This is a genomic window from Enterococcus sp. E5-37 (assembly GCF_035726925.1).
GTDB classification, from domain to species: Bacteria; Bacillota; Bacilli; order Lactobacillales; family Enterococcaceae; genus Enterococcus_B; species Enterococcus_B faecium.
This window is the reverse complement of the sequence record NZ_JAPMLG010000008.1, coordinates 1-16,558: the sequence shown is the minus strand read 5'-3', so window position 1 is coordinate 16,558 and position 16,558 is coordinate 1. Positions and strand designations below refer to the sequence as shown.

Annotated in this window: 14 protein-coding genes; 8 read left to right on the top strand and 6 right to left on the bottom strand. The window is 38.2% G+C overall.

Annotation, left to right across the window (positions count from 1 at the left end; translation table 11 throughout):
* Positions 1–7: 7 nt before the first annotated feature.
* From OS138_RS08055 to OS138_RS08045, 3 genes are read right to left on the bottom strand one after another with little or no spacing between them, the layout of a single operon-like run.
* Positions 8–1,015, bottom strand: a complete 1,008-nt coding sequence (locus tag OS138_RS08055) for an aldose epimerase family protein (protein WP_325069970.1) — start codon at positions 1,013–1,015, stop codon at positions 8–10.
* Positions 1,008–1,673 carry a beta-phosphoglucomutase gene (gene pgmB, locus OS138_RS08050; RefSeq protein WP_002307916.1) on the bottom strand — a complete coding sequence of 222 codons (666 nt, stop codon included), beginning with the start codon at positions 1,671–1,673 and terminating at the stop codon, positions 1,008–1,010. Before pgmB ends, OS138_RS08055 begins: the two co-directional genes overlap by 8 nt.
* On the bottom strand, positions 1,666–3,960 hold the full coding sequence (locus tag OS138_RS08045; RefSeq protein WP_325069969.1) for a glycoside hydrolase family 65 protein: 2,295 nt from the start codon (positions 3,958–3,960) through the stop codon (positions 1,666–1,668). The genes pgmB and OS138_RS08045 overlap by 8 nt, the downstream gene beginning before the upstream one ends.
* Positions 3,961–4,219: 259 nt before the next feature.
* Here OS138_RS08045 and OS138_RS08040 point away from each other — a divergent pair, with 259 nt between their 5' ends.
* Positions 4,220–6,385 (top strand): PTS transporter subunit IIBC, encoded by a 2,166-nt coding sequence (locus tag OS138_RS08040; RefSeq protein WP_325069968.1) that lies wholly within the window; start codon positions 4,220–4,222, stop codon positions 6,383–6,385.
* Positions 6,386–6,451: 66 nt separating this feature from the next.
* Positions 6,452–7,285: an endonuclease/exonuclease/phosphatase family protein gene (locus OS138_RS08035; protein ID WP_002319551.1), complete on the top strand. Its 834-nt coding sequence runs from the start codon at positions 6,452–6,454 to the stop codon at positions 7,283–7,285.
* 95 nt (positions 7,286–7,380) lie between these two features.
* Here the strand turns inward: OS138_RS08035 and OS138_RS08030 are convergent, their stop codons facing one another.
* Positions 7,381–9,081 (bottom strand): hypothetical protein, encoded by a 1,701-nt coding sequence (locus OS138_RS08030; RefSeq protein WP_325069966.1) that lies wholly within the window; start codon positions 9,079–9,081, stop codon positions 7,381–7,383.
* 751 nt (positions 9,082–9,832) lie between these two features.
* Between OS138_RS08030 and OS138_RS08025 the strand changes: the two genes are divergently transcribed.
* The gene (locus tag OS138_RS08025; protein ID WP_325069965.1) at positions 9,833–10,993 is read left to right on the top strand and encodes a class C sortase; all 1,161 of its coding nucleotides are present in this window, start codon (positions 9,833–9,835) and stop codon (positions 10,991–10,993) included.
* Between the two features lie 16 nt (positions 10,994–11,009).
* Positions 11,010–11,453: a GNAT family N-acetyltransferase gene (locus tag OS138_RS08020; protein WP_325069964.1), complete on the top strand. Its 444-nt coding sequence runs from the start codon at positions 11,010–11,012 to the stop codon at positions 11,451–11,453.
* A gap of 470 nt (positions 11,454–11,923) precedes the next feature.
* Here the strand turns inward: OS138_RS08020 and OS138_RS08015 are convergent, their stop codons facing one another.
* Complete coding sequence (locus OS138_RS08015; RefSeq protein WP_002286355.1) at positions 11,924–12,454, bottom strand: phenolic acid decarboxylase; 531 nt, start codon at positions 12,452–12,454, stop codon at positions 11,924–11,926.
* A gap of 104 nt (positions 12,455–12,558) precedes the next feature.
* Here OS138_RS08015 and OS138_RS08010 point away from each other — a divergent pair, with 104 nt between their 5' ends.
* Entirely contained in the window at positions 12,559–13,110 is a 552-nt protein-coding gene (locus tag OS138_RS08010) for a PadR family transcriptional regulator (RefSeq protein ID WP_002286354.1), read from the top strand.
* Positions 13,111–13,261: 151 nt separating this feature from the next.
* Here the strand turns inward: OS138_RS08010 and OS138_RS08005 are convergent, their stop codons facing one another.
* Entirely contained in the window at positions 13,262–13,735 is a 474-nt protein-coding gene (locus tag OS138_RS08005; RefSeq protein WP_002286344.1) for a MerR family transcriptional regulator, read from the bottom strand.
* Positions 13,736–13,872: 137 nt separating this feature from the next.
* Here OS138_RS08005 and OS138_RS08000 point away from each other — a divergent pair, with 137 nt between their 5' ends.
* The 3 genes from OS138_RS08000 to OS138_RS07990 all read left to right on the top strand — a co-directional run.
* Positions 13,873–15,345 (top strand): MDR family MFS transporter, encoded by a 1,473-nt coding sequence (locus OS138_RS08000; protein WP_002293204.1) that lies wholly within the window; start codon positions 13,873–13,875, stop codon positions 15,343–15,345.
* The gene (locus OS138_RS07995; protein WP_325069963.1) at positions 15,342–16,052 is read left to right on the top strand and encodes a DUF4811 domain-containing protein; all 711 of its coding nucleotides are present in this window, start codon (positions 15,342–15,344) and stop codon (positions 16,050–16,052) included. Before OS138_RS08000 ends, OS138_RS07995 begins: the two co-directional genes overlap by 4 nt.
* Positions 16,053–16,398: 346 nt before the next feature.
* On the top strand, positions 16,399–16,558 hold a 160-nt coding region (locus OS138_RS07990; protein WP_148077450.1), incomplete at its 3' end, for a helix-turn-helix domain-containing protein.

Sequence of the window (16,558 nt, the reverse complement as noted above, 5' to 3'; positions counted from 1 at the left end):
TCTCTTGTTATTGTGCAGAGAACCGATAAATCGTCTGACTGATCCGTTCTTGACCAGGATGGAGGTTGATCGATCCAAAGTTGGGAAAATGAACGATATCAGGGATTTCTTGCGGTTCGATTGCTAATCCGTAGTTTGAATGCATCTGTTTTCCATTGACAGAGAAATCAGCTTCGAATCCAGTCGTAGAAAATAATACCATACTTTTATTAGAAGTTGCTATAGTCATTTGGCGACCAGAATGCTTCTCGAATAATTGTAAGGAAGTTTTGGAAAGCCTAGGATGATGCAAAAGAAATACATCATCTAGTCCATCTGGATAACGTGTAAGGATCTCTTGCAGTGTTGGGGATTTTCTAAAGTCGATTGGCAGTTCTTCTTTTTTTGTCCAATTTCCAGTAGGCAGTTTTTCTTGATCTAATTCAAGCACACCATCTAAAAAGACCGTTAACTGATGTTCATAGATGTCTCTTGTTCCATTTCCTGAAAGGTTGAAGTAGGCATGGTTGGTCGGATTGCAGATGGTTTCAACAAGGCTACTAGCAGAGGTTGTCATCTCTAATTCGTTTTTTGTTAAACGGTAAGTGATCGTAGCAGTGATTGGTCCTGGATAGGTAGAAAATTCATCTTTTAAGTAAAAGACCACACCTATTGATGATGGAGTTTTGAAAACTTCTACTTCCCAAAATTGGAAAGACCAGCCTTTCGTGCCACCGTGGATATGGTGTGATCCGCAGTTTTTCTCCAATCTATGCTCACCCCAAGAAGCATCCCGGATCCTTCCAGCTACAGGTCCGATAGTTGCTCCAAAAAAGCTTTTGTCTGTTAGAACATCTTCGAAACGATCGCAAGACAATAAAACATTTTCTGATTTTCCTTCTTTGTCTGGTGCGAAGATTTGGTGCAGACGGGCACCGTAATTGAGAAGAACGACTTCTAAATAGTCGTTCTTCAATGTGATTTTCTTTATTTCAGTCTCTGGAACTGGTACGACGGAGATTTCTGGATTATCCATGGTCATGCCACTTTTCTTTCAAGTAATCGATCGTAAGAAAAGTCGTATCAGGGACAAGCGGGATCTCCTCTCCAAGGTCTTCAGCACGTCCCACGCCAATTGGTTGAGCACCACTTGAGAGGATGGCTTGGATACCGGCTTGCGCGTCTTCGATCCCGATACATTCTTCTGCTTTTAGTCCGACAGCTTTTGCTGCAAGGAGGAAGATATCTGGCGCAGGTTTTCCGTTTGTTGCTTCTGCCGGGTCGGCAATAGCATCAAAGTAAGGTGTAAGACCCATTTTTTCAAGTAGGAAAGGCCCATTTTTACTTGCAGAAGCAAGAGCAATCTTGATTTTTTCTTCTTTTAAAGAATCCAGTAAAGGCACGACCCCGGGGAAGACATCTTTTGGTTCGATCGTCTGGATCATCTCTAAATAATAATCGTTTTTTCTTTTCGCTAATTCTGCAAATTCTTCCTTTGAAAAAGAGTGTTCTTTTCCTCCGTAAGCTAAAAGCAAAGAGAGAGAGTCTTCTCGGCTGACGCCTTTTAGCTGTTCGTTGAATGTGCGGTCGATCGTAATGCCGATTTCCTGACCAAGCTTTCGCCAAGCACGATAATGGAATTCAGCAGTATCGGTAATGACACCATCTAAATCAAACAATACCCCTTTAAACATTTGCTTCCTCCTTTCTTAGCGTTATTTCTAGACGATCCGCTAAAGAATAAGACTGTTCATAGACGTAAATTTCTAGAGGAGAACCTTCTAATAACTCGAAAGTAACTTGTTCATCTGTGACTGAGATGAACAATAAACGTCCGCGATAATTGATATGGAAAGAATAAGCTTTCCAAGTTTTTGGCAGAAATGGTGCGAATCTCAACTGATCATGGGCAGTTTTCATTTGAGCAAACCCTTGGACGATCGACAACCAGCTACCAGTCATGGAAGTGATGTGCAAGCCGTCTTCTGTGTCGTTATTGTAATTATCCAAATCCAAGCGAGCTGTTCGCTGGTACATTTCTACAGCTTTGCTTTCCATTCCTAATTCTGCTGCTAAAATCGAATGGATACTTGGCGAAAGGGAAGACTCATGGACAGTCATTGGTTCATAGAAATCAAAGTTTTTTTGTTTTTCTTCTTTTGTAAAAGTATCATTGAAGAAATAAATCCCCTGTAGTACATCTGCCTGCTTAATGAAGCAAGATCTAAGGATTTTGTCCCAAGACCAATGCTGATTCAGAGGAAGATCGCTTGTGTGAATATCGGATACAGGCATGAGATCTTTATCTAAGAATGTGTCATGCTGGACAAAAATTCCTAATTCTTCGTCAACTGGGAAGTACATGTTCTCTGCGATATCTTTCCATTTGGCTAGTTCTTCTTCGCTGATAGTGATAGTAGCGTCTTTTTGATAAGTTAAATAATTTTCTCGCGTGTAACGCAAGACCCAAGCTGCGATCGTATTTGTATACCAATTGTTATTGATATTGTTCTCATATTCGTTTGGGCCGGTCACACCGTGGATCATGTATTTATTTGCTCGTTTTGAAAAATGGACACGGTCTGCCCAGAAGCGTGCGATTTCTGCTAAAACTTCCAGTCCTTCATTTTTCAAATATTCCGTATCGCCGGTGTAATTCGTATAATTGTAGATTGCATAGGCAATCGCGCCATTTCGGTGAATCTCCTCGAATGTGATTTCCCACTCGTTATGGCATTCGACACCAGTGAAGGTGACCATAGGATAAAGCGCGCCTTTTAATCCTTGTTGCTGAGCGTTGTGGATTGCTTGCGGCAGTTGATTATGCCGATATTTCAGCAGATTCTTAGTTACTTCAGGTTTGGCTAAAGCAAGATAAAGAGGGACAGCATACGCTTCTGTATCCCAGTAAGTGGCTCCGCCGTATTTTTCTCCTGTGAATCCTTTGGGGCCGATATTCAATCGTTCATCTTCGCCGTAGTAAGTAGAGAATAGTTGGAACAAATTGAATCGAATACCTTGTTGTGCTTCTTCGTCTCCTTCGATGACCACATCGGCAAGCTTCCATCGTTCTGCCCAAGCCGCTGTTTGCTCTTCTTTTGCTTGGATATAATTGTTTGTCTGGTTCGTTAATTCTGAGACAGCTTTTTCTGCTTGCTGCGCTTCTGGAATATCTCTACTAGTAAGAACGATAATTTCTTTTTCCACTGACCATGTCTCACCTTGAGATAATTCTGCAGACAAGCAACCATGTAATGCTAAAGTATCTTCGTGATAGTCAGGGATGACTGATTTTCCATTAACGAAATGGCGCATTGCTGCAGTAACAGTAAATTGTTCAATCCCAAAGTTGTTTGGAATAGTTTTAGTCGTCAAATAGCCGATTTCTTCTATAGTTCCACGATCAATCTCATTCCAAAAATGTTCATCATAGTTGCTGTCTTCGTTTTGAACATTTCCATCCAATTTTGATACGAGTTTGACTGTTCCGCTACCTTCAAGCATTTCTATAGTTAAATAGATATAAGCTGATTCTTTTTTGACAATGCTCAGAAAACGTTCGAAGGAAATGCGTACTTTATTAGTAGAAGTAGTGATTGTGAATGTACGAGATAATACACCATTTTTCATATCTAATTCCCAGTAAAAGCCTTCTGGTTCCAAAGAAGCCAAGTCGATCAGCTGATCGTTGATCGAAATATCTATCGCGATAAAGTTCAAGGCGTTGATCACTTTTCCAAAGTATTCTGGATAACCATTTTTCCACCAGCCGACACGTGTCTTATCGGGATACCAGACACCCGCCAAATAAGTACCTTGATGGTGGTCCCCTGAGTAAGTTTCTTCAAAGTTCCCGCGCATCCCCATATAACCGTTTCCAATACTTGTTAAAGATTCTTGCAGTCGAAGATTTTTTTTATCTAATTGTGTCGTGCTGATTTTCCATGGATCAATAGCAAATAGTCGTTTGATCTGTTTCATTTTTCTCCTCCTAATGAGCTGTTTTATACGTTCATAATAAACGCAACCGATTGCACAAGTCAATAGACAAAAGAAAATATTTCATAGAAAAAAGCATAAAAAAATAAATTTTTAGGAGAAAATTATAGAAGGGAACACACGCATTATAGGTTTTCTAGAATGGTATAGACAGAAAAATAAAAAATAAAGCATTTACAAAAAAGAAAACGCACGCTATAATACGTTTAACGAAACCGATTGCGTAAAGGAGCTAAACGGAATGAAAAAGATATTTAGTTTTGAGTTTTGGCAAAAATTTGGAAAGGCTTTAATGGTTGTGGTAGCAGTTATGCCGGCAGCTGGGTTGATGATCAGTATAGGGAAATCAATTCCCTTGATCAATCCTGATTGGACGCCGCTTGTCACAACGGGCGGAGTAATTGAAAATATTGGTTGGGCAATTATTGGTAATCTTCATATTTTATTTGCTTTAGCAATAGGAGGAAGTTGGGCAAAAGAAAGAGCAGGCGGAGCATTTGCAGCTGGGATCTCATTTATTTTGATCAATCGGATCACTGGGGCTATCTTTGGTGTCACAAGTGACATGCTTGCGAATGAAGATGCATTTACCCACACTTTGTTCGGTACGAAGATCATGGTTAAAGGATTTTTTACAAGTGTATTGGAAGCACCAGCTTTGAATATGGGAGTATTCGTAGGGATCATCGCTGGATTTGTCGGGGCAATGGCTTATAATAAGTACTATAATTATAGAAAATTGCCGGATGCTTTGTCATTTTTCAATGGAAAGCGCTTTGTTCCGTTTGTTGTTATCTTATGGTCAACAATCGTGGCATTGATTCTTGCTGTGGTGTGGCCAAACGTACAGGCTGGAATCAATAATTTTGGTTTATGGATCGCAGAATCACAAGAAAGTGCACCGATTCTAGCACCGTTTTTATTTGGAACATTAGAACGTTTACTATTGCCATTTGGATTGCATCATATGCTGACGATTCCTATCAACTATACACAGCTTGGCGGATCATATGAGATTTTATCAGGCGCACAGGCGGGGACACAAGTATTTGGGCAAGATCCGTTATGGTTAGCTTGGGCCACTGATTTAGTGAATCTTAAAGGTGCAGGGGATATGTCGCAATATGAGTTTGTGTTGCATAACTGGACGCCGGCTCGTTTCAAAGTAGGACAAATGATTGGTTCTTCAGGCATCTTGATGGGAATGGCTTTTGCGATGTATCGTAATGTCGATCCTGATAAGAAAGCAAGATATAAATCAATGTATTTTTCAGCAGCGTTGGCTGTCTTTCTAACAGGTGTAACAGAACCATTGGAGTTCATGTTTATGTTTGCTGCTGTGCCATTATATGTCATTTATTCAGTGATCCAAGGGGCTGCATTTGCGATGGCAGATATCTTGCCATTGCGGGTCCATTCATTTGGGAATATCGAATTGCTGACTCGGACACCGTTAGCTATCAAAGCGGGTTTAGGTGGAGATCTTATCAACTTCGTGTTGTGTGTGATCGCTTTTGGTGTTGTTACGTATTTCTTAGCAAATTTCTTGATCAAAAAATTCAACTTTGCTACACCGGGACGTAACGGAAATTACGACAATGACAGTGAAGAAACCGTTGTATCTAACAGCGGAACAGGAACAGCAGATCAGCAAGTGGTCCAGATCATTCATTTGCTGGGAGGAAAAGAAAATATCAAAGATGTCGATGCTTGTATGACTCGGTTACGCGTAAGTGTAAATGATCGAGAAAAAGTAGGGACTGAAGAAGCCTGGAAACGAGCAGGGGCGATGGGATTGATCGTCAAAGACAATGGAGTTCAAGCAGTTTATGGACCAAAAGCAGATGTCTTGAAATCAGATATCGAAGATCTGCTGCAATCAGGAGCAGAGATTCCAGAGCCAGAAATGGTTTCTACAGGAAATAGACAAGCAGATAGTAAGCAATACTTAGGTATAGAACAAGAACTAGTTTCCGCAGCTTCTGGAGAAGTGATTCCTTTATCTGAAGTAAAAGATCCGGTATTCTCACAAAAAATGATGGGTGACGGCTTTGCTGTTATTCCATCATCAAGAGAAGTTGTTGCGCCGATCGCTGGAAAAGTGACAAGTATTTTCCCAAGCAAACATGCAATTGGGCTGGAAACGAAAGATGGTATCGAAGTTTTGATCCATATGGGAATCGATACAGTTCAAATGAATCAGCCAGCTTTTGAGATTGCTGTCAAAGAAGGCCAAGAAATAGGAACAGGAACGAAATTAGCTGAGATGGATCTTGATGTGATCCAAAACGAAGAAAAAGATCCAACGATCATGATTGTATTTACAAACGATAAAGTAGAAGAAGTAGTGATCAAGCAATTAGGTACAGTGACAGCTGGTAAAGTGATCGGCTCCATTAAAATGTAAGGAGAGGTTGTGACAAAAATTTTGTCACAACCCTTTTGTTTCGAAATGAAGACAAGGAGAAAACCAATGAAATTCATGACACTCAACACGCATAGCTGGCTTGAGCCAGAACCAGAGAAAAAATTGCAAGAATTAGCAGATAAGATCCTGTTAGAAGATTATGAAGTGATTGCTTTACAAGAAATCAACCAATTACTGGAATCTGAAGAAGTAGAACCTGCGAAGCTAATGAAGTTCTGTCCGGTAAAGAATCAAGTACCTATCCGTAAAGATAATTTTGCCTACCGTTTAGTTCAGCTTTTAAAGGAACACGGAAAAGAGTATTTTTGGAGTTGGGAAATGAGCCACATCGGTTATGATAAATATGAAGAAGGAAATGCACTGCTTGCGAAAAAAACATTGGAAAGTCAGGTCCTTACCGTCTCCCAATCTCAAAAGAAAGAAGATTATCAGACACGCAAGATCTTGATTGGGAAAACAAAGATAGATGACCAGGACATTTTTGTCTCGAGCTGCCACTTTTCTTGGTGGACAGATAAAAAAAGTGGCTTTTATTTTGAGTGGAAAAACTTGGAAAATTACTTTTTGGAAACTCGCGTACCACTTTTTTTCCTAGGTGATTTCAATAATCCAGTAGACTCTCAAGGTTATTATACTGTAAGAGAAAGTTGCCTTCTTCTTCAAGATTCGTATGTTGTCGCGAATGAAAAAGGAAAAGCAGCTACTGTGGAAAAGAAAATCGATGGTTGGGAACAAAATACAGAAAAATTGCGTATAGATTTTATTTTCGTCCCTGAAGGAATGCAGGTTAAAAAATATCAACGGATTTTTGATGGGATCGATAGTCCAATCATCAGTGATCACTACGGGGTGGAAATCGAATTAGATGTGAACGAATAAAACATATAACATAAAAAAACTGATTAAAATAAAACTCTCCAAACGATTATACCGTTTGGAGAGTTTTTTTGATCGGATGTATTTATCCCTTTTGCCTAAGCATGTAAATGCTTGTATCTATGATAAATAAATAAACATAGCAAGGTAAACCAGCCAATCAAAGTAAGAGAAAGAATGAAATAGAAATAGATTGGCGTTTGATAATGAAGCGTGAGCTCGTTGATTCCTTTTTGCTGCTTCACGATTGGGGTCCCGATATCTGTTACTTCATAATCAGTCAATGTTTTTCCATTTTGCTGTAGCACAGTCCGATCGTAGACGATAACAGGGATATGAACAGTTTTGTCTCCAGTGTTTTTCCACTTGATTGTCAAAAGACCGCCTGGATGTGTTTTTATAAAAGTTGTTTCGTTTTCTAGTATTTCTTCGTTATACCGGTCGTATTTATTGTCTTTTGTCTCCTTATAGATTGGCAGATAGTCAGGTGTGGTTTTTTGGAAAACGAACAAGCTGGTAGACATATCTTTGCTGAAGAATGTTTTCCTTGCTTCTTCCGGTGTATCGAATAGATAAGTATGTCGACTGACAAATGTTTCATTTTCCCACTTTTCCAGATGCTGGTATAAGTTCTGGATCGTCTGTGCTGAAAAAATAAGAATGCCAAATATACTTAAAAGACGGAACCACTTTTGTTCAGACCACTGGTTCAGTGAAAGGGCAAGGTAAAGTAGAAGCAATAGCGTAAATGGCACGAAAAATCGAAATGGAAACTGGATCAAACTAATAAAAGGCACATTTTTTTCGATCAATGTCGTCCATGGAATCAAGCTAGTAGAAAGAAAAAAGAAAACAAGACTTGTGTACAACACGATTTTTTGGAATAAGGTGTTCTTTTGTTGAAAGAAAATAAAAAGCAAAAAACCTGATAATATCAATATAGGAAAGGCCTTAGGGTAATGGAGCCAATAACTGCCATCAAGATCTATCGCCTTTTGACTCATTTCTCTGTTAACAAAGGGAGGAAGAATCTTATTCCCACTGTAAACAATAGCTAATCCTGCCCAAATATTTGCTGTCAGAACAAAATAAAGCAAGACCGACTTAATCAGTTGAAGCAGTGCTTTTCCTTTTTCAGTCTGGTTAAAAAAGTAATAAAGATAAAAAGGGATATACATCAAAGCTAACATGATCGAAGACAGCAAATGGATCTGCGTCATAAGTCCCACTGAGACAGCGACTTTGATAACAGGGAACTTTTTATGAAGTACGAAATCAGCAATAGGGATCATACATAAAGGATAAAAACAAGTTCCCCAGCTAGTGAATCCTTGGTTGATAGACCAGTATTGAATAGAATAGGTACTCATGAATAAAATGGCTACTGGTACACTTACCCAATTTCGAACATTGACATATCTCAGTAAAATCAGCATAGAAAATCCTGAAATAAGATAAAGAATAAAATTTGAAAGAATCTGATAATGAAACCAGCTACCTGCAAGCAACACGATCAATCCTTGTAAATAAGCGAAAAATGGGCCGTAAACGGCATTCACGATCCTGCCACTTTGCTGGAATCCATAAAGGGAAGGAAAATAATGGAAATCCCCATATTTAATTTGTTGCGCGGCATCATAGAACCGATTGTAATGGAATGGGGCATCAGCACCCAAAATTAGTTTATGTGTGAATAAATGAGGCATGAGAAATGCCAAAGCAATGAAAAAAATTGCTAAAAATGGGCCATATTTTTTCAATTGTCGAACTCCTTTACAAACTTTAGATAAATTCATCATATATCCTATGCGAGAGGTAGGCAAGAAATTAGAAAATTCATGAAAATATTTATGAATTTTACAAGAAAAATATAAGTGAAAGTTCTAAGGAGAGAGGATGCGACATAAGTTTTGTTGCATCTCCTTGTTTTGAAACAGAATTTTTCTTAATAATCGAAACAAAGTAGCTTTTTCATGACCTCTCGGTAAACGGTGTTCAATCAGCTGCTTCTCGGTAATAAGCTCACTAGCCTAGAAAATATGAAAAGCTATTTTCCGACTAGCGCTCTTATTACTCAAAGCATAACGCAGTTTTCACAACCTCTCGGTAAACGGTGTTCAATCAGCTACTTCTCGGTAATAAGCTCACTAGCCTAGAAAATATGAGAAGCTATTTTCTGACTAGCGCTCTTATTACTCAAAGCATAACGCAGTTTTCACAACCTCTCGGTAAATGGTGTTCAATCAGCTGCTTCTCGGTAATAAGCTCACTAGCCTAGAAAATATGAAAAGCTATTTTCCGACTAGCGCTCTTATTACTCAAAGCATAACGCAGTTTTCACAACCTCTTCCTTAAACGGTGTTCAAAAGCTTGCATCTGCAGTAATAAGCCCAACCAAACGAAAAATAGGAGGAGCTATTTTTGTTTGGCTGTTCTTATTACTTGATGCAGGACAGCTTTTTCACAACCTCATCGGCTTTCATTTTCTATTTTTTTCCTGAACCCATATAATAAAAGAAAGAACAAAAAAACTTGCAAGGGAGGACACATGTGAAGCAGAGTAAGCAAAAACAGTCTCGTCGACTTTTGTTTCGTTTGTTTTTATTAATATGTATCGTCGTAGGGTTACTAATCGCTTTATATCCATTTTATGTGGATTCTTTAAATAGTTTTATTGATCAAAAACGTATCGAACAAGTACAAAAACGGACCGCAGCTGAAATTGAAGTGCAGCGAAAAAAAATGGAGGAGAAAAACCAACGATTAACTGACCAAGGATTCAATCCTGGTACTGATCCTTTCAATGAAAAGAACAGAAATGAAAGTACAACATCCAGCCAATTAGAGGAATGGCTGATCGGAAGTATCAATATACCTAAGATCCAATTAAATATTTCACTTTATGATCGGCTCAATGGTAGGATCCTTGAAAATGGAGCAGGCGTCTTGCAAGGAACCTCTTTCCCGCTTGGTGGAAATTCGACGCATTCAGTGATCTCTGCTCACAGCGGTTTACCTAATCGACGGTTATTTACCGAATTAGATCGTTTAGAAAACGGAGACACGTTTATTTTGACTGTTTTGGGGGAGAAATTGGCTTATCAAGTTAAAAATATACAAGTGGTACTGCCAGATGACACGTCTGTTCTAACGATTGCAGAAGGAAAAGACTTAGTTACCTTGCTTACATGTACGCCGTATATGATCAACACGCATCGTTTGCTAGTGACAGGACATCGGATTCCTTATAACGAATCGGTAAAAAAAGAAGAAGGAAAAGGAAATCAGGAAAGAACCATGCGGCAATGGTTTATTCTTGCAGGAACGATAATAGCTGTAGTCATACTGTTAGTGTTTATCGGACGACTAATCTATCAGTATAGATTAAGTAAAAAAGTGCTTGATTTTTCATTTATTATTAGTGATTCGTCAGGGAAACCGGTAAATGGTAGTTCATTCATTTTGAAACATAAGAAAAAAACACTTACTAGAAATGGTGTGCCGTTTTCAGTACAAAGCGACCATCATGGGAAAGTCAAGCTGGATCAATTGCCTGGTGGGACTTATCGAATCGTTTCAGCTGATGATCCTAAAGTTGCTGTTTCTTTTGGTATTAGAAAAGTAAAACAAGAGAAGATATACTTTTTTGAGGGACGAAAACTTGTAAAAGAGCTTCAAAAAAATGGTTTTTATTTTAAAATCAATGAATAAGTAAGGAGAGAAAAAAATGATCCGCACAGCAACAAAATTGTCTGCCAAAGAACTGGAATCTGTTCTATCGATTTGGCTGCATGCTAACTTGGATTCTCATGAATTCATTCCATCAACTTATTGGGAGAATCAAGTAGAATCTGTTAAGAAAGCTTTACCAGATGCAGTGATTTACTTAGCAGAAATAGATCAAGAAATTATTGGTTTTGCTGGGGTGATTGATCAGTTTATCGCAGGAATCTTTGTAAAAAGGGAATACCGGCAACAAAGAATCGGTACGCAACTAATGAAAAAAATAAAAGAAACCAATAAAACACTGACTTTGAAAGTCTATCAAAAAAATCAATCAGCTATTCATTTCTATCTTTCACAAGGTTTTACAATTCAAACACAGCAAAAAGATGAAGCAGTAAATGAGGAGGAACTTGTGATGAAATGGAATCAAAACGCTGATTTTTGATGAACAGAATAACGAAATAATGCTCCCAGCCTAATTTTTTGCTGGGAGCATTATTTCATTTTGAAGTCACTAATTTAACTGTGTGAATATGCAGTTGTTACGACCTTTGATAAACGGTGTTCCAGAAGTAGCTTCTTCGAAAAATAAGCCGAAATTTCACAAAAATTTGAGAAGCAATTTTCGTAAATTCCTTCTTATTTCTTGAAGCTAACCACTTCTGTCGCAACCTCTCGATAAACGGTGTTCAATCAGCTGACCCTCGGTATTAGCTCAAAAAACGGCAAAACATGAGGAACTATTTTTCCGTTTCTTTCTCTAATACTCAGGTCAGAACGCTGATTTCACAACCTCTTGATAAACGGTGTTCAATCAGCTGACCCTCGGTATTAGCTCAAAAAACGGCAAAATATGAGGAACTATTTTTCCGTTTCTTTCTCTAATACTCAGGTCAAAACGCTGATTTCACAACCTTATTTTACTCGTTTATAATTTTCATCGAAATATTTTCCGCTACGGATATCATCTGGCATTCCATCATATGGTTCTTCGCTAATAACATCTTCATTGTCTATACCTGCATCACCCATATAAGTGATAGTAGCAAATTCAGGAACAAGTAATTTTGGATAAGTTTCATATTTTTCACGAGCTGCTTCCATTTCTGCGATATGTTCGTTTTGGAAAGTAACAGTGATTTCTGGATGTTCTTCAACCCATTTAGGGAAAAAGATCATTCCGTGAAGTTTCTTTTCATTTGGCATAAAGTCCAATGCCACGTCTGTCCCTGTTGGCTCTGTCCAAGTGATTTTGAATACGCCGTCCGTCAATTTAACGATATCAGCTTCTTGGTCTTTTACCCAACGGCCTTTGACCATTCCGCCATGGATACGGTAATCAACAGTATGGTCATTTTTGGCATACCATTCATATTCCCAACCATTGTCATACGTATAGATAAAGTGAGTTCCAATAAAATCTTCCAATTCTTTAAATTCTTTCATGTTTAAGCATCTCCTTATAAATTAAAACATGTAATAAACTACATGTTTTAGATTACTCATTTATGATAGAATGGATTTAAAGATTTGTCAAGGAGGGAAAACTGATGGCAAGAAAAAATACACTTCGATATATTTTGTTAGGGTTATTAAGTAAGAAGAAGATGACAGGATATGAATTGAATCAATCGTTCAAAAATGAAATAGGAGAATTTTGGCAAGCAAAACATAGTCAGATTTATCCTGAACTTGCAAAAATGGAAGAGCAAGGAATCATTCAGCATCAAGTAGAGATCACAGGTGAAAAATTGGAAAAGAAAGTTTATGAATTAACAGAAGAAGGGAAGGAACAATTAGCAGAGTGGATTCATACACCCACCAATGAACTACCGGTTAATCGAGACGAATTTGTTCTGAAATTATATTTCGTCAAAGACGTGAATGATCCGGCATTAGTAGAAATTATTCAGCAGCAGCGTGACCTTCATGAAGAAAAACGACTTCATCTATTAGAGCGAAAAAAAACGATCTTTCCTACTGAAAAAGAAAAACATGAAAATTACGGACACTACCTGATTTTAGCGCATGCGATCAATCGAGAAACAGAATATGCAAATTGGCTAACAGATGTATTAGAAGAAAGTAACCGAAAAAAATAAAAAAATATCCGAATAGTGATGGAGAATTCCTTTCTATATGAAAGAAACGCAGATCACCGTTCGGATATTCTTATGTTCAAACAGGCCTTTTTCAAGTATTTATGTAGCATCTACTTATTAAAAAGCTTGGTACTTAGGAGATTAGTGGCGTTTAGAGTTCTTTTAACAGCTGTTCGTAGTCAGCTTTTTCATCGACAGGAAGGAGCTTGTAAGTTAATTCGTCTGTCTCGTTGTCATGAATGATGTACATCTTAGCATTCTCTTCTTTGAAGTTACCGATTTGTAAAATCGTATAGCGTTCGTCGATCAATTCGATATCTTTGATTGCTTTTGAAAAAACTTTACGGACATGGTGCATTTTCTTTTGACGGATTTCTGCCTTTTCTGCAGCTTTTGACAAAGTAAATCCGTCATCTAAATATTTTTTGATCAGTTCTACTTTTATGACTGTAGGTAAACGATATTTTCTAGGGCAATTCGCATCAGCTTCGATCGAACGAATGAATCCCTTTTGTTCCCAATACCTTAATTGACGTGGAGACACACCTACGATATCACTTAATTCACTGATGCCAACAACCAATTGATCATTTTCCAACAAACGTTTAAGGGAAGCCCCAACCATTTTTGTCACTCCTTTTGTCCTCTTGCTTCCCTTAATTATATCCGTATTAACTTATGTGTCAAGTAGGTTGACAAATAACGAATTTAGGACTAAAGTATTCTAGTAGTTTCAGAAAAAATTCAGAAAGAAGGAGAAATATGAGTAACAACCAACCCGTAGATATTTACGGAAAACCATATAATCGGACACTTTTAGTTGTTGTCTTATTAATTGGTACATTTTGTACCGTTTTGAATCAGACCTTATTGACGACAGCTTTTCCTACATTGATGAAAGCTTTCGATATTTCAGCGTCTGATGTGCAATGGTTAACGACTGGTTTCTTGCTAGTCAACGGGATCATGATCCCAATAACAGCATGGCTGATCAATAAATTCAGTTCAAGAAATTTATATCTTTCTGCCATGACGATCTTTTTGATCGGAACGATTACTTGCTTTACAGCACCTAATTTTAGTACATTACTAATTGGTCGCTTGATCCAAGCTTGCGGTGTGGGAGTATCGATGCCATTATTGCAAAATATCATGCTATCTATTTTCCCACCAGAAAAAAGAGGATCAGCAATGGGGATGTCAGGGATCGTTATTGGACTTGCTCCTGCTTTAGGCCCTACATTATCTGGTTATATCATTGATAACTACCATTGGCGTGACTTGTTTGGTATGGTACTGCCAATCGTTGTTCTTGTCTTGGTTTTAGCATTCTTCCTAATGAAGAGCGTTATTCCATTGTCAAATCCTAGCATTGATATTTTATCCGCTATTTTATCAACGATTGGATTCGGTAGTTTGCTTTACGGATTTTCTAGTGTAGGAGATGACGGCTGGGGAAGCTTGAAAGTAATTGGTTTCTTAGTTGTTGGTGTGATTTTCATCGCATTGTTCTCATGGCGTCAATTACATTTGGAACATCCATTCTTGGAACTTCGCGTATTCAAATCATCTACATTCACGATTGCAGCTGTTTTAGCTGGTGTAACAAATATGGCGATGGTAGGGGCAGAAATGGTCGTACCATTGTATATTCAAAATATTCGTGGAGAATCAGCATTCCATTCTGGCTTGATGTTGTTGCCGGGTGCATTGATCATGGGGGCTATGATGCCTGTTACGGGTGCGATTTTCGATAAATATGGCGCGAAACGTTTAGCCATCACAGGGATGTTCATTTTGACAGCGGCAACTGCACCATTTGCTTTCTTGACAAAAACGACTCCAGTTTTATATATCGTGATCCTTTATGCGATCCGTATGTTTGGGATCTCCATGGTCATGATGCCGGTAACGACTTCTGGTATGAATGCATTGCCAAATAACTTGATCAGTCACGGGACAGCGGTAAATAATACATTCCGTCAAATCGCAAGCTCGATTGGTACAGCTATTTTGATCAGTGTGTTGACGAATGTGACAAAAGCAAATATCCCAAGCAAATCTGTATTGGATAATACGCCATTAGCTTATAAAGATCAGGCAATCAATGCCACACTGTCAGGTTACCATGCCGCGTTTATCGTAGCGATCATCTTTGGGATCCTTGGCTTTATTATTGCCTTTTTATTGAAGAAAAAAGAACCTGTTCTAACGAAAGCGGGGGATAATGCATGATTATTGGAGTTTTGATTGTCAGCTTGCTTGCTTTTGCTTTAACGAACGTGTTCGCTAAAAAAACATGGCAAACCTTTTTATCTTTGATTTTCGGACTAATCTTCGTCGCTTCACTAAGTTTGATCGTCGCTAATTTGTCCAATCACTTTGGAATGGAAAAAGTAACGGAAACAAAAACAGAAAAAATTGTTTCCAGTGCTGATTCCCAAGGAGCAGATATGCTTTTGTATAAAGCTTTAGGGAATGGAAAAGAAAAAGTGTATCTTTACCGAACAAATGAAAAACAAGAAAAACCAAAAGCAACTGGTACGGATAACGAAATAAATAAAGTAGAAAAGACAGACGGCGATGCTGAAAAAGTGACGAAAACTACTTATTGGGAATACAAAAACGACATGTATAAATTCTGGTTCAATATTGCTGATAACAATCACGAATATGACAGCCGAGTGAATACATTCAAAATCCCAGAGACATGGGTAGAATTAAGTACGGACCAAGCAGCCAAGTTAGCTGAATTAGTGAAGAAACAGCAAAGTACGATGGAAAGTGAAGCAAAAGCTTATGTTCAAGACGGTATGGTAAAAGCAATGACTGAAAATCCGCAAATGAGCAAAGCAGAGCAAGAACAACGTACGAAAGCCTTAGCTGCTGAATTCCAACAACAAGCATTCGCAAAATTAGTGAAAGAAGCAAAAGGCGAATAATATTTTGAACACCGTTTAAGGAAGAGGTTGTGAAAAAGCTGCTCTGCATCAAGCAGTAAGAACAATCAGATAAAAATAGCACTCCATATTTTTCATCTGATTGGGCTTAGTGCCGTAGATGCAAGCTTTTGAACACCGTTTAAGGAAGAGGTTGTGAGCCTGCCGTTTAACTCTGAGTCACAAGGAGCAATTTCAAAAAACAGCTTTTCATGTTTGATGAATATTGTTACTTGTGACCGAGAAGTTGGCAGGAGAACACCGTTTATACGAAAAAAGGGACTGTGACAATGTACCGACCCCCAAAAGTTAGACCAAAAAATCTAACTTTTGGAGGTCGGTATTTTTTATGGTTAAATATACTTTTGAACTTAAATTAAACATCGTTCATGATTATTTGGATGGTAAAGGCGGAAGTGATTATCTGGCAAAGAAGTATTCCATTAAGGCTCCATCACAAGTGAAGCGCTGGATCAATGCCTATCAAGAATTTGGTGAAGAGGGTCTAG